This window comes from Candidatus Baltobacteraceae bacterium (genome assembly GCA_036488875.1).
Lineage (GTDB): Bacteria > Vulcanimicrobiota > Vulcanimicrobiia > Vulcanimicrobiales > Vulcanimicrobiaceae > JAFAHZ01.
In genome coordinates this window covers 162,868-177,152 of record DASXGW010000003.1, presented here as the reverse complement: position 1 = coordinate 177,152, position 14,285 = coordinate 162,868, and the positions used below count along the sequence as shown (strand labels likewise).

The 14,285-nt window shown below is 63.1% G+C and carries 14 protein-coding genes; 5 read left to right on the top strand and 9 right to left on the bottom strand.

The annotated features are described in order from the left end of the window. Positions 1 to 5 precede the first annotated feature (5 nt). A complete protein-coding gene (locus VGG89_05170; GenBank protein HEY1975908.1) occupies positions 6 to 191 on the top strand; it encodes a DUF3311 domain-containing protein in 186 nt (61 codons plus the stop codon). Then, entirely contained in the window at positions 191 to 1,639 is a 1,449-nt protein-coding gene (locus VGG89_05165) for a sodium:solute symporter family protein (protein ID HEY1975907.1), read from the top strand. The genes VGG89_05170 and VGG89_05165 overlap by 1 nt, the downstream gene beginning before the upstream one ends. Positions 1,640 to 1,648: 9 nt before the next feature. On the opposite strand, the gene VGG89_05160 is transcribed toward VGG89_05165, so the two are convergent. After that, a complete protein-coding gene (locus VGG89_05160) occupies positions 1,649 to 1,951 on the bottom strand; it encodes a zinc-ribbon domain containing protein (GenBank protein ID HEY1975906.1) in 303 nt (100 codons plus the stop codon). 1 nt (position 1,952) lies between these two features. After that, complete coding sequence (locus VGG89_05155; GenBank protein ID HEY1975905.1) at positions 1,953 to 2,420, bottom strand: Mpo1-like protein; 468 nt, start codon at positions 2,418 to 2,420, stop codon at positions 1,953 to 1,955. Between the two features lie 81 nt (positions 2,421 to 2,501). Between VGG89_05155 and VGG89_05150 the strand changes: the two genes are divergently transcribed. The 3 genes from VGG89_05150 (at position 2,502) to VGG89_05140 (ending at position 4,607) form a co-directional block, all read left to right on the top strand. Next, a complete protein-coding gene (locus tag VGG89_05150) occupies positions 2,502 to 3,680 on the top strand; it encodes a M20 family metallopeptidase (protein HEY1975904.1) in 1,179 nt (392 codons plus the stop codon). Then, the gene (locus VGG89_05145) at positions 3,677 to 4,195 is read left to right on the top strand and encodes a DNA-3-methyladenine glycosylase I (protein HEY1975903.1); all 519 of its coding nucleotides are present in this window, start codon (positions 3,677 to 3,679) and stop codon (positions 4,193 to 4,195) included. Before VGG89_05150 ends, VGG89_05145 begins: the two co-directional genes overlap by 4 nt. A gap of 250 nt (positions 4,196 to 4,445) precedes the next feature. Further along, positions 4,446 to 4,607, top strand: coding sequence for a hypothetical protein (locus tag VGG89_05140; protein HEY1975902.1), 162 nt, complete (start codon positions 4,446 to 4,448; stop codon positions 4,605 to 4,607). Here the strand turns inward: VGG89_05140 and VGG89_05135 are convergent. From VGG89_05135 to VGG89_05105, 7 genes are all read right to left on the bottom strand, one after another. Next, positions 4,604 to 7,966 carry a TonB-dependent receptor gene (locus VGG89_05135; protein HEY1975901.1) on the bottom strand — a complete coding sequence of 1,121 codons (3,363 nt, stop codon included), beginning with the start codon at positions 7,964 to 7,966 and terminating at the stop codon, positions 4,604 to 4,606. The two genes, VGG89_05140 and VGG89_05135, sit on opposite strands and share 4 nt — an antisense overlap. 60 nt (positions 7,967 to 8,026) lie before the next feature. Beyond that, on the bottom strand, positions 8,027 to 9,469 hold the full coding sequence (locus tag VGG89_05130; GenBank protein ID HEY1975900.1) for a HAMP domain-containing sensor histidine kinase: 1,443 nt from the start codon (positions 9,467 to 9,469) through the stop codon (positions 8,027 to 8,029). A 6-nt stretch (positions 9,470 to 9,475) separates the two neighbouring features. Next, a complete protein-coding gene (locus VGG89_05125) occupies positions 9,476 to 10,153 on the bottom strand; it encodes a response regulator transcription factor (protein HEY1975899.1) in 678 nt (225 codons plus the stop codon). A gap of 72 nt (positions 10,154 to 10,225) precedes the next feature. Next, positions 10,226 to 10,681 (bottom strand): hypothetical protein, encoded by a 456-nt coding sequence (locus VGG89_05120; protein ID HEY1975898.1) that lies wholly within the window; start codon positions 10,679 to 10,681, stop codon positions 10,226 to 10,228. A gap of 265 nt (positions 10,682 to 10,946) precedes the next feature. Beyond that, a complete protein-coding gene (locus VGG89_05115; protein HEY1975897.1) occupies positions 10,947 to 13,283 on the bottom strand; it encodes a LuxR C-terminal-related transcriptional regulator in 2,337 nt (778 codons plus the stop codon). Then, positions 13,280 to 13,612, bottom strand: coding sequence for an antibiotic biosynthesis monooxygenase (locus VGG89_05110; protein ID HEY1975896.1), 333 nt, complete (start codon positions 13,610 to 13,612; stop codon positions 13,280 to 13,282). The genes VGG89_05115 and VGG89_05110 overlap by 4 nt, the downstream gene beginning before the upstream one ends. Further along, positions 13,609 to 14,211, bottom strand: coding sequence for a hypothetical protein (locus VGG89_05105; protein HEY1975895.1), 603 nt, complete (start codon positions 14,209 to 14,211; stop codon positions 13,609 to 13,611). Before VGG89_05105 ends, VGG89_05110 begins: the two co-directional genes overlap by 4 nt. Between the last annotated feature and the right edge of the window lie 74 nt (positions 14,212 to 14,285).

Here is a 14,285-nt window from a genome sequence, read left to right as displayed (position 1 = left end):
TCGTGATGGTTCCATTGCGCGCGGTGCTGGCCGCGATACCGATCGCGGCACTCACGGTTGCCGTGCCGCTGGTCAACCGCGTCGATCCCCGCATCCTCGGCCTCCCGTTCGTGCTCTTTTGGATTCTGGCATGGGTCTTCTTGACGCCCGTGTTCCTGTGGACCATCGGGCGCCTGGAGCGCCGCTGGTGATGAGCGCTCCGGCCGTCGCACTCTCGATCGTCGCCGTCGTCGTCGGCGCAACCATTGCGTTCGCGCTCTTGAGCGTGGGACGCATCAAGATGGACCCGCAGCAATTCATCGTGGGCGGTCGCTCCTTTGGAACGATTTTGCTGTGGGTGCTGCTCGCCGGGGAAATCTACACGAGCTTCACGTTCCTGGGCATGGCGGGGTGGGCGTACGGGAAAGGCGCACCGGCGTATTACATTTTGGCCTACGGCACCTGCGGATACGTCATCGGCTACTTTCTTCTGCCTGCGATTTGGCGCGTCGGGAAAGAGCGCAACTTGCTCACCGGTCCCGACTTCTTCGTCGAACGCTTCGGCAGCCGCGCGCTCGGCGTCGCGATCGCGATCTGTCAGTTCGTGCTGCTCGTGCCCTACGTCACCTTGCAGCTCAGCGGCCTGCAGCACATTCTCCAGATCGCCGGTTACGGTACGTACGACGCGACCGCCGCGGTCGCGATCGCGTTTCTCCTTATCTCCTTCTTCGTCTTTAGCGCTGGCCTGCGCGGTACGGCGTGGGCGAGCGTCGTCAAAGACGTGCTCGTGATCGGCGCCGTGATCTTTGCCGGCATCACGATTCCGACGCAGTTCTTCGGTTCGCACCATAACATGATCGATCAAGTGCTGCGCCGCCATCCGGGCTTTTTGACGCTGCAGCCCCCGACCGCACCCAACGGCACGGTGTGGTACGTCTCGACCGTGCTGCTCACCGCGATCGGTTTCTTCATGGGGCCGCAATCGTTTGCCGCCACGTACAGCGCACGCAGCGACAACGCGCTGCGGCGCAACGCCGTCTTCTTGCCGGTTTATGCCAGCATCGTGCTGCTGCTCGTCTTCTTCGCCGGACTGGCGGCGCTGCTGATCGTTCCGGGATTGACCGGTTCCAACGTCGACCAATCGTTCCTGCTCGTCGTGCAGCGCTACTATCCGCCGTGGGATATCGGGTTCATCGCGGCGGCCGGCTCGCTTGCGGCGCTGGTCCCGGCGTCGGCGCTGCTGCTCGCGGCCGCAAGCGTGTTCGCCAAGAACGTGCTGGGCGAGTTCGGCATCGCGACGAGCGATGCGGCCCGGACGCTGGCGACGCGCATTCTGGTGGTGGTCGTCGCACTGTTGGCACTCGGCTTGTGGCTCGAAGAGCAGCGCACCATCGTCGAGCTGCTGCTGATCTACTACAACGGCATGACGCAGTTCGCGCCGGCGACGATCGGAACGTTTGTTTGGCGACGGATCACGGTCTGGGGCGTGACCGCCGGCATCGCGGTCGGGCTCGTACTCGCGATCGTCTTTGCCAACGCGAGCGAACTGGTGTGGGGAATCAATCCCGGCTTTGCGGCGCTCGCCGCCAACGTCGTCGTGATGATCGTCGTTTCGTTGGCGACCTATAAAGAAAAAGAGCCCGCGGTAGCGAGCTCTTGATGTTGTGTTTTAGCGGTAACTGGGCCGAGTTTGGAAGCAGTCGCGGCAGTATACCGGTTTATCGCCGCGAGGGTTGAACGGGACTTCGGCTACGGCGCCGCACTGACTGCACGTCGCCTGGAACATTTCCCGCGGACGGCCGCCTCCGCCGCCGCGTTCGCCGCCGCCTTGATTGCTGGAGCGCATGGCCTTGCGCGCCTGACGGCAATCGGGACAGCGGTTGGGCTTGTTCTGGAAGCCTTTTTGCTCGTAAAAGCGTTGTTCGCCCGAAGTGAAGGCGAACTCGCGTCCACAGTCGACACAGTTGAGCATTTCATCTACGTACACGAAACGAGAGCTCCTTAGACTCCATGGGGGGTGTTTTCGAACGCACCAGCGAGCCAAAGAGCTCTTCGAAAATATAAAGCGGGCCGATCAGGAGATAGACCAGATTCTCGAAAAACTTGGGCTTGGTACCTTCGAGCTTGTGACCGACGAACTGGAAACCCCATCCGAGGATGAAGGCCGCCAAATTAACCTGCCACACGAGCCGCACTGCCACGAGATACAGGATGGCGAAGACGACGAGCGAGAGCAGGGCGCCGCGTACATCGATAGCGACGTAGTAAATGAGGACGGCGATCGCAGCCACAACCGCGAGATCGACCGGACCGAGATGCACCAGGTGCAAAAGTCCCAAAATCCCCAGAACGATCAATGGGATGCCAATGCTATGACAAACCCGATTGCGCGGGTCTGCGTGGTACGAACCGTATTCGGTAAAGAGTTCCGTTCTGGTCACGTCATGGTTCCCCGATCGACCTGCCCCGCTTCTGCGACCTGGCGGGGACCCGTCCCTGCCGCTCGCGAATCGGCATGGGTGATGGGATCGACAATCACCGTCCCCGAGCGCGTGGCCGACGACGTCGTTCTGATTCGTCGCGATCTGCATATGCATCCGGAGCTCGGCTTTGCCGAACACCGGACCGCCTCGATCGTTGCGGCCCGCTTGCGTCATCTTGGCTACGACGTTGCCGAAGGCGTCGGCGGCACCGGCGTGGTGGGCGTGATGCGCGGCAGCCGCCCCGGACGCACCATCATGCTGCGCGCCGACATGGATGCGCTGCCCATCGTCGAGGAGACCTCGCACGGTTATCGCTCGCAGTTCGAGGGCGTCATGCACGCCTGCGGTCACGACGGGCACGTCGCAATCCTCTTGGGCGCCGCGGCGCTCATCGCCGACGGACGCGACCATCTCGCGGGCACGGTGTGCTTGGTTTTTCAACCAGCCGAGGAAGGGCAAGGCGGTGCGCGCGCCATGATTCACGACGGCTTGTTCGAGCGGTTTGGTATCGAGCGAGCGTACGGACTCCACCTTTCCTCCAAGTATCCCAGCGGCACGCTGGGATTTCGCGAGGGCCCGATGTACGCGTCGAGCGACTCCATCGAAATCAAGGTGCTGGGAATCGGCGGCCACGGATCGGCGCCGCACGACGCGATCGATCCGATCTACACCGCCGCGCAGTTCATCAGTTCCGTGCAGCAAGTGATTACGCGTCAGATCGATCCCCTGGAGCCGGCGGTCGTGACCATCGGCGCGATTCACGGCGGCACGATTCACAACGTCATTCCGCGGACGTGCCAGATGCTTGGAACCGTGCGCACGTTTTCCGAAGACGTTCGCACGAAGATGTCCGAACGCATCGAGCGAGTCTTACGTTCGTGCTGCGAAGCCTCTGGTGCGCGCTATGAGTTTGCCTATTTCGACCGTTATCCGGTGACGTCGAACGACGTCGACCAGACGCAGTACGCGCGCGTGCTTGCGAAGCAGACGATCGGCGACGAACGTGTCGTCGACGCAACGCAACTCATGGGAGCCGAAGATTTCTCGTTTTACGCGCAGTGCGTGCCGGCGTGCTTCTACACGTTGGGATGTCAGGCGGGGGCCGACTCGGCACACCCACACCACTCCAGCCTCTTCGATATCGACGAACGCTCGCTGCCGACCGGCGTCGCGATGATGACGGCGCTGGCGTTTCACGCGCCGTCGAACGCGCCCTGAGCGAAGATTTCGTACCCGACGTCATCGAGCCGAAAAGTCCGAACGACTACTTCGAAGTGATGACGCGCGCCGTCTTTCAGGCGGGCGTTGCCTGGAAACAGATTGCGGCCCATTGGGACGCTTATCGCGCGGCCTTCGCGGGCTTCGATCCGTCCGTCGTGGCACGCTACGACGATCTCGACGTCGAACGCGTCCTTCAAACGCCGGGCATTTTACGCATGCCGCGCAAGGTGCACGCCACGATCAAAAACGCGCGGGAACTCACGCGCATCCAAAGCCAAGACGGTGGAATCGCTGCCTACCTGCGCAGCTTCGAGTCGTACGCGGCGTTCGCAAAAGATTTCAAGAAGCGGTTTGCGTTCATGGGCGATATGAACGTTTGGTACTTTCTGTTTCGCGTGGGCGAACCCGTACCGCGGTTCGAGACGTGGGTAACGAGCATTCCGGGGACACACCCTCGGATGCGCGAGATGGTCGAACGAGCGCGAGAACTCGGCCGCTCGAAAGAATTTTAGAGGCTGTAAGCGAGTTGGCGCCGTTCTTCCGAGCGGCGCTCGTTGAGGCGGCGCTCTTCGGCGATTAACCAACCCAGGAAAGGCTTCAAAGAATCTGGGACGACCTTGCGCCGTTGGAGGTGGCGGCGGTCGCTTACGATCCGTAAGTTGTTGTTCGGCTCCATGCGCGCTGATACGCGCAGTAGGTTGGTCTTGCCTGCTAGGCTGCGCGGCGTTCGAAGCGGCGCCGCTCGGCATAGGAGCGGCGTTCTTGACCGGCCGGCAGGAGCACGAGGGCAGCCCTGCGACGTTCAGCCTGGCGGCGGTCGCCGTTGCAGCGCGGGTCGCGCTTAAGGCGCGTGAGCGCGTGTTTCAAGCGCTCGATTGTTTCCCGGGACTTCCCGTTCACCGCCTGATTCTACCCGGAGGCTAAGGGGTTGGCAACCTGTTGCGGACCACGTAGAGACCCAGCGGCGCGGCGTAGTTCAGCGACGGAATCCCGGCGCCGCCGAAACCGCGCGTGGTGAGCTCATCCTGCGTTGTGGCCGCAACGCGCGCGCACATGACGACGGCGGCCACTACCGTCGGATCGGCGGGATCGAGCTGATACCACGTTCCCTTCGCCGCGGCGTGCGCGACGATCGTCCAACTCGGCGCCGGGGCGTTGCTCGCAAAGTGCGCGCTCAGTTCTTGGAGCGACTGCTTCGCGAGCGCCTGCGCTTGCGCGGTGCACGTCGTACCCGCGCGCACGGCGAACGGATCGGCCGGCGCTGACGCCGGCAGCTTGTACACGCGGAACTGTTCTTGTCCCGCTTGCGGCGGCCGCGGCGTAAAGTAGAGGCCGACGCTGGGCATGAACGTGATCTGCGGAATGAAGAAGCCGACGTTTTCGGGCGCGTACAGCTTACGCTGCGCGACGTCATCGGGACGCGCGACGTGCAAGGTGAAGCAGCCGAACAGCCCGCGCATGCCGCTTCCGCGCGGCACGATCGTCACGGCGTAGGTGTCGCCCAAACCGTGATACGTGAGGCTCGCATCGGTCTGCACGGGTGCCGCCATCGTCGCCGGATAACCCGCCGTGGTTTTCGCGGCCTCAATTTGCGCGACGAAGGCTTTGACTTCACCCGACAGCTTCTCGGCGTTCTTTTGTGCGTCGCCGGTGCAGCGCTCCGAGGCGGCGCCCACCGCTAGCGGATCGGGCGGCGGCGTGGCGGGCAACGGTGCCAAGAGGTTGCGGAAACCCCCGCCGCCCGAACCGCGGCCGCCCGGACCTTGACCGCCAGGCCCACCGCCGGCACCGCGCGGCAGATTAAATGCCGAGCCGGTTTGCGTCGACGTCGCGCCTTGCCCGAACTTCAGCGCGTACGTCACCGAAAAGGTGCGCGGCGTCAGCGGCCGCGCGGTCGTGCCGACCAGGTAGCCGCCATACGTGGTGTAGGGCACGGCGTTGTCCGGACCCGAGAACACGCCGGCGTACGTGTTGGTGACGTTGCTGGCCGCAACGGTCAGCGTGCCGGTTTGCAACTGCGCCGTCACGCCGGCGTCAAACGTCGTGTAGGCAGGAAGGTTGTTGGGGTTGTTGCGGCCGGTGTACTGCGCGTCGGCCAGCCACTCGAGTATCGAGTGCGGCGCTTTGTAGTCGAAGACGACGCCGGCGCGCTGCAACGGCACGTTCGGCAGTTGATTACCCGAAATCGTAATCGAATAGGGTTCGTACAGGTACTGGTTGTTGCCGACCGCCTCGGAGACGTTGACGTTGTAATACGGCTGAACGACGAGCTCGCCGAGCGAAAGGTATCCCGTAAGCGAACCGCCTTGATAGACGCGCTGCATGTTCGCAACGGGCGTCGAAAAGTACAGCTGCCGCGCATAGAACGGCGTTCCCAACGGCTGATTGCATCCGGCCGGCGAATCGTAGAGCTGCCGCACTTGGGCCAGATAGCCAAACGGGAACTGATTCGCGAGCGACAGCTCCTTACCGTTTACGTAAATGGGCAGCAGAATGCCGTTTTGCACTTGCCGATACAATTGAAACGACACGTTGCCGTGCTTGAGATTGCGCGTGTAGCTCACCCGCGCGGAGTTCGACGAGCTTCGAGTTGGTGACTGACCCGGCGCGTTTCCGTAAGCCACGTCGCCGTTGCAATCGAAGCGCAGCGACGCCGGATCGGTGAGAATCGTCGAGTGTCCCGCCGTCGCGGCAACGCCACCGAGCGCATAGGACGCCGCGTACGTGTCGGCGTTGGTCGGACGCCACGTAAGACCCGAGCTCGCAAGCACGCTCCCGCCGCCGCTGCCGGTCGCACCGCTGATCCCGACCGCTTCTTGCAACGAGAGCTTGTCGTTGGAATGGATCGTATCGGTGACCTGGGCCTGATCGTAGTTCGTCTGCGTCGTTCCGTTATAAAATGGTATCGCCTCGGGCACCAGCGGCGTCGTCGACTGGGTCGACGACGTTGCAAACGCTTGGATCGAGAAGGTGTGCTTCTCTTTGGCCGGCAGGGTCGCGTTGAGCATGAAGCCCTGCGTCTTACCCACCGAGGAATAACCGATCGGGTCGGGACTGGGCACGATGGCGTCGGGCACGTCGGGGATCGATTGGCTCGAGTACGGCGCCAGGACCGCAACCGTGCGATCGAGCGAGTCGTAGAGGTTGGTCGAGGTGCTCGAGTACACCGACGCTTGGAGCTGAGTCGCGCCGATCAGCGCGTTGTCGACGAGCGAGTAGAGTTGAACGCTCGAATCGCTGGTGCTGCCGGGCCCATAGCCGCAGGGCAACGCCGGCGCCGAATACTCGCGCAGGCAGACGAGCTGCGTGCTGCGCGCCGAGTTCAAAAACGTCCCGGTGATCGTCTGCGAATCGCTGAACTGATAGCGCAGCTTGAACAGGTTGCCCGAATAGCTCGCATCGCCGTCGTGGACGTAATCTTGTCCGCTGGCGTCGAGAAAGAGATCGCCGTCGGCCAGGCTCGGGACGCTGCGATAGACGTTTTGCACCGCGATGCCGAGCTTGCCGAACGATCCGCTCTCGGCAAACGAATAGTTGTACTTACCGTTGCTGCCGCCGGTGAGCGATGCTTGCGAGAGCCAACTCAGTGTCGGCTGCAAGGTCGTGAAGTTGACCGATCCGCCGAGGCCGCCCAGCGACGGTCCCATGTGCACCGACGCGCCCATGAACAGGTCGCTTGCGAAGCCGCGCAGATTACCCGCCGACCCCGGCGCGTTGAGCGGAATGCCGTCGAGCGTGAGCTGCGTTTGACTGGCATCGTGGCCTTCGAGCGAAATCGTCTGCGTGGAGTCGCTGTCGTCGCCCGACGTGCTGACGCTCACACCCGAGAGTTTGTTGAGCGCGCCGGCGAGATCGTCGGAGAGGCGGCGCTGCGCTGAATCTTGATTGATGCTCGTGCTCGAGATCGTTGCCGAGGCTTTGACCGACACCGTGCCGATAACTTTGAGGCCGTTGGTCTCTTCGACCAGTGCGACGCTGACGGTAACGACGCGTCCGTCGAGCACTTCAAACGATTTCGAGGTGAGACTTCCGTAGCCGCGTTTGACGATGCGCGCGCGATAGATACCGTCGGGAACGTCGGTGAAGACCACCTGGCCGTTGGCCGACGTAAGTTCCGACGCCATAACCGCCCCGTCGAGCAGGACTCGTGCGAGACCGATGGGCGCCTTGGTTGCCGCGTCGGTCACGACGATATGGATCTCACCGCTATCCGATTGCGCCGGCGCGACCACAGGAACCAACAGCGCTATCGCGACCAGCGCTAGGGCAAAGGCTTTACGCATCGGTTCGATAGATTGTACGGGACGATTGCTTGTGCGGGCCTGGGAAAACGCTAAGAACCGCTAAGAAGGAAGAGAAATCGTCACTTCGGTTCCGTGGCCGGGAGCACTGTCGATGGCGATGTCGCCGCCGGCGCGTTCGACGGCGCGCTTGGCTATAGCCAGGCCCAAGCCGCTGCCGGTGATCTCGCCGCGCTGATCCCCGCGATAAAAACGCTCGAAGGCGTGTAAACGCTCCGATTCCGACATCCCCGGACCTTCGTCGCGCACCGAGAGGATGACGTGACCGTTGTTGCGTGCCGCACTGACGTGAATCGGAGCGTCAGGCGCGTACTTGAGCGCGTTCTCGATGATATTCCACATCGCTTCGCCGAGCTCGCTGCGGTCGGCTTGGATGGCGTCTACCCCTTCGACGCGATAGTCGATGACGCGGCGATCGTCGAGACGCCGCGCTGCATCGCACTGCATGCGCAAGAATTCCGCGATGTCGATCTTCTCTGGACGCGGCAGCTCTTCGGAATCCAGACGCGCCAGACGCATCAACCGGTCGATGAGTCCGCGCATGTGCTCCTTCTCGAGCGACATGGTGGCCAGAATCTGCCGAGCAATGTGCGGCTCTTCGATCGCGCCGCGACGCAACACGTCGATGTAACCGCCGATGACCGTCAGTGGCGTGCGCAACTCATGGCCCGCGTCGGCGGCGAACTGGCGCATTCGATCCTCGCCACGGCGGCGTTCTTCCATCGCCGTCGCAACATTGGCGGCGGCCCCGTTGTACGCCGCGGTCAGCTCGGCTACCTCGTCGCCACTGGCCGTAACGAATCGTCGCTGCGTATAATCCCCGCCGGCGAGGGCGCGCAGCGAATCGCTGACCTCATTAATCGGTCGCAGCAGCTGCGCGGCAAATCCGCGCCCTACCAGCCACGACAACGCCATTGCCACAACGGCGATTGCCAGCACGATACGCCAATACGGCACGAGCGACACGAAGATCAGCGGAAACGATGGCGAGAATGCAATGTATCCGCCGTCGACGGCGGCCAGCACGGCGGGTTCGAGCCGAGCGTCGATCAATTCGGGCGGGGGACCGACCGGTATGAGGTTCGAGCGGATTTGGGACCGAATCGGGCCGACCGCGTCGCGGTTGCGCGCCGTCGGCGGAACGTAGTGCGACATGCCGCCGACACTGAGAACTCGATCTAGGGCACGGGGATGCACTTCGCGATCGCCCGCGACGTAGCGACCGCGATCGTCGTACACGGCAACGCGCAGGCCGATGCCGCTGAGCGCGTGCACGATCTCCGGCGCCGCTTGCTGCAACGTCATGCCTTCGCGGCGCAGTTGATCGACGAGAACGCGAGCTTCTTCGTGTTTGGCGATCAGAATATCGCCGCTAAAACTCCACAGCTCGAAGACGAGCGCTAGCGATGAAGCGATGATGACGATGAGCACGGTAACGCCGAGTAAGCCCGCATACAGCGCCGAGAGTCGCGATGCGAGCTTCATAAAATGCTACTGGGAGAGGCCGTAACCCACACCGCGAACGGTGCGGATAAACGAACCGGGTTCGCCCGGACGATCGATCTTCGCGCGCAGATAGGAAATGTAGGTCTCGACGATGTTCGGACCGCCCTCGAAGTCGTGTCCCCAGACGATCTCAAGCAAATGGTCTTTGCTGAAAACGCGGCGCGGCTCGCGCATGAAGACCTCGAGCAGATCGAACTCGCGTTGCGTGAACTCCAGCGGATCCTTGCCTCGCCACGCTTCGCGAGTCTCAGGATTGATCGAGACATCGCGCCAGCGCAGCACGTGTTCCTCGATGAGCTGCGGCCGGCGCAGCTTGGCTTGCAACCGAGCGATGAGCTCTTCGAAGACGAACGGCTTGACGAGATAGTCGTCGGCACCGGTACTCAAGGAACGAACCTTGTCTTCGGTGCCGCCTTTCGCCGTGAGCATTAGGATCGGCGCCTGAGTGATTTCGCGCAGCATTGGCAATAGCGTGAGTCCGTCGATCTTCGGCATCATGATATCGAGCACGATGACTTCAGGGTCGAAGGTTTTCACGAGTGCGAGGGCGCCTTGACCGTCAGTAGCGGTACGAACCTCGTAGCCTTCCCGTGAAAGGCCGAGTTCGAGCATCTCGCGGACCAGACGGTCGTCGTCGATCACCGCGACGCGGGCGTTGGGCATGATCATCATGTCTACGCTGCATCGTCAGGCCTCACCCTTGGAAGCGGCTGAACCGTTGGCGGCTCGCCTGCTCTACGCCGCGCGAAACGGCGCGCGCCAACGGTTGAGCCGCTGGCCGCAGACCAGCGCCGCTTGCTCGATCGCCTCGATAGGATGACCGACCAGCGAAACTCCCTTCTCCCGCAGCGCCGCGGCCAGGTTCACGTCGGGCAGCCACCGCGCGAACAGGTGCAGCTCGCTGGCATCGGTTGCCGCCGAGAGACGCTCCATGACGTCGGCCAAGGTACAGTCGCGGCGCGCGAGGAGCGGCTCGATCACGCCGGACTCGAAGCGGCTGGGCGACCAACCCGCGGCCACGAGGACGATGCGGGAGAGCTCTTGGGGCGAGCCGGCTTCGAAGTCGATGACCGCCGCCCGAATCTCTCCGGCCGCCGGCGAGTCGGTCTGGGCGTGCAGGGTGGCGCCGGTGATGGAGGCCGCCGCTCCCGCCGTCAGGACCGCCCCGGCTCCGATCAGATATTCGCTCATGGGCCTAGTCTGCCACCCGAGAGTGCCAACTGGGTGGCCGTGTGAAATCGGGGGCCAAAAAAGAATGGAGGCGCCCCGCGCCTCCACGTAACCCACACCCAGTTCCCCGGACCCCTACCCTATTGGATCTGGAGCCGATATGACGAGCGGCAGCAACAGACTCAACAGAAGCGCTAGATGGTGCATCGTTCCTCCCAGAAGCACAGCGGAAGTAGCTAGCCCGAGACTACCTGGAGACGGCCAAGTCGTCTCTAGTCAAAGTTGATTAGTCAAGAAGGCCTAGGCGTCGCGCCACAGCGACGGCCTCGGCCCGACCGTTGCATCTGAGCTTCCCGATCGCATTTGCGATATGAGCTCGCACGGTAAACACGCTTCGGCCGGTCCTAGCAGCGATCTCCTTCGGGCTCAGCCCGTGGTTGAGGTGCCGCAGCACTATGACTTCGGCCGGCGTTATGCTCATTCGCTTAAGGAATTTCCGTTCTTCGAGCGCGCCCCGAATCGCCTCAAGGACACGTACGGCATCGCCATATCCGTGCGCCATTAGTCTGGCGAGTGCGACCCTTTCCAGTTCCGCGTCGGCAGTTGCCGCTTGGCGAACGGAGGTCGTTATATTGGCGGCTAGATTTGTCACCAACCCGATAATCGGATCGTCATCAGAAACGGCGATCTGTCGGACGATCGTTGCGGCCTGAAGCGAACGCCCGTTGACGCTCTCGGCAACTGCACAGTAGAGACGCGCCACCGCTACGCGGCGTTTTGCGAACAGTCCGTTAGCGCTCACCCCATTTGCTTTGCGCACAACGTCGGTGATTAGACGCGAAGATTCGGTACGACGTCCGTCTACAGCGAGGAATAAACCGCACAGTGCGCCAGCCATCACTCGATCGAAATCGAGATATAACCGATCCCAGGTTCGTCCCAAGATATAGTGCGCTTCAGAAAACTTGCCGTTCCAGGCCATTCGCACGGCTTTTAAGGAACTCACAGCGTGGACGCGCGCCTCGTCTGCAGTGCGCAGCGCCTTCAACTCAGCCTCAAAGGCGCAACTTCCGTCTTCATTCCCGCGAAGCATCTCGGCACGCAGTCCAACAATAAGTGCAGTTTGAACGTCGAAGGCATTGTCCGCCCGTTTAGCCGCGACAACCGCAGATTGGGAGTAGAGACGGTGCTGCTCCACGTTATCGTCCTTGTCTAGGACTAGTCGACAGAGACTTACATACGCGCGGCTGGCGAGGCTGAAGAGTTCCAACTCCATCGCCAGTTCGGCGGCTTCTTCTAGCGAGCTGCGGGCGAGCTCGACGTCACCGCTATTGATCGCCGCAACTCCGATTCGCTGCAGCACTTTTGCGCGAACGTCATCACGCTCGATCGACGGCAGCAGTTCGCTCGCGCGCTGGATCGCCGACGTTGCCGCAGGAGTGTCGCCCGACAGAGCCCGATGCGCGGCGAGAATCGACCACGCTTCCGCGCGCGCTTCGGCCGCCTGATCGCCGTCGGCCGCAAGCAATTCCAGATGACTTCCGGCATCTTCGCCGCGGTTGGCCAGCAGGAGCGACAAGCGCAGCGTAGCCGCGGCGTGCGCAGCCTTATCGTTGCCGGCTCGCGTTAAGGCGCGTTTGAGCAATCCTTCGGCGCGCACCGGCCGGCCTTTGGCAGCGTGAGCAACGGCGCGTAAGGTCAGGATAACCGAGTCTTCGCGCTTGATCTTGTCGTCGAGCGCATCGATAGCACGGTGCACCACATCCACGTGCGCGCGATCGACGAGCTGTAAGCCGCGCTCGTGCAGCAGCCGAACGACGCCGTCGCGCCGTTCGGCGGCGACGTATGCGTCGAGCGCCGCGCCGATGGCGCCGCTGCTCTCGAGCGCCGACGCCGCGCGTTCGTACAGCTGCGCACGCTGCCCGCGCTCGCGCATCGCGATACGGCGTCGCAAGTAGTCGGCCGTGATGTCGTTGCAGGCAAAACGCGCGGCGCCCGTTTCCCACACCATCGCGGTTCGCGCGGCAATCCGCTGCATTGCGCCGTATGCGTCGGGAAACCCCGCCCCCTCCAACAGCGCAACGTCCATCGCGGGGAGCACCGACGCTGCTTCCAGCAGCTCGCGCTGCTCGTCGTTGAGTTCGCCGTAGAAGCGCTCGTCCAGAAACGAACGCATCATCTCTCGCGTTTGTTCGCGTACCGCGCGCAACTCGACGCCGCTTTCGGCCAGAGCGTGCGCAAACGATGCCGCGACCGCCCAGCCACCCGTAAACGCCACGACTTCCTCGCGCGTTTCCGACGCGGTGAAACTCAGATCCGCAACGCCGATCACGCGACGCGCACGCCCGTAGGCCAGCCACGAACCAATCGGCAGTCCTTCGCTCGAGCGGGTCGCAAGAATCCAACGCTGCGTTGGATCGGCCCGGTCGATCGCCGCGACGGCGGCTGCCCGTTCCACGGCGTCGAGCCGATCGACGGCATCGACGACGTCGAAGCTCCCGGTTGCTTCGGCCAGAAACTCGCTAATCGCGCGCGATTTACCGCTGCCGGCCGGCGCAACGATGAGCGTCAGCGGGGAAGCAGCGGCCGCGGCGATCAGCGCGACGACGCGCGAACGTTTCACGCCATTGTGTCGAGGGGCGCGCGATACTCTTCGGGCCCTTCGTAGTAACCTAGTAAGTGTTCTTCCAGCTTGAGCATGGCAAGCTGGGCGTCGAGCCGGTTGTATTCGTCGGCGTACATGGCGCGAAACTGATCGTAGGACTCCTTGGAATCCCACACGTCGACCGTGATGTAGATCTGCGCCTCGGACTTGTGCCGGAACAGGCGCGTCCGCCGGAAACCGGGGTGCTGCCGAAACATCTCGACCCACGGACCGCTGGGTCCGTAGGCGTGTTCGAAGGCGCGCACTTGTTGAGGATGCACGCGGTACCGGAAGAACACCTCGATCATGGCTCGACGGCCGGACTTGGACCCGGGTCGGGGACGTTCCCCTTCCCGGCTAGGCGGCTCAGGAAATAAGCCAGCAGTTCGCCCTCCCATTGCAGCCGCGGCGCCAACCAGGCGCGCTGATCGGGGCACGTGATTTCGCCGAGCTCGAGGACGAGGCTCCCCTCGCTCGCGTCGACTTGCCGGAAGCCGTAATAATCGTGGAGGCTCGTCGTGAAGTTATCCGGCTGAAAGCGAAACGGGAAGTAGCGCGAGTACAAACGCCGCCACGCGTCGGCGGCCGCGGTATCCTCCGCGCGATGGTACCCGATCGACGCGCCGCTCCGACACGGCGGCGCCGATCCGTCGAAGTGAATGAAGGCGGCGGCTTTCACGCGATATTCGCCGTCGAAATCGGCGGGAAGGCGCGCAACCCGCAGGCCGTGCTCGCGCAGAACGCGCGCCGCGGCATCGGCGACGATTGGCGTCCAATCGCGCTCGCCGGCCGCGCCGAGGTTGCATTTATGGTGAGGGAACTTGACGCAACTTTCCGGCCGCCCTTCGTGGCCGGCGGAGATTAGGACGTCGAACATGAGGGCGGCTAGCAAGAGCGCTACGTGCACGCCTAGGCTCTTCTAGGGGTTTCCCCCGATGCCGCTCGCCTGGGCCTTTGGTACCTTCCATTCTAGCGAAGGCT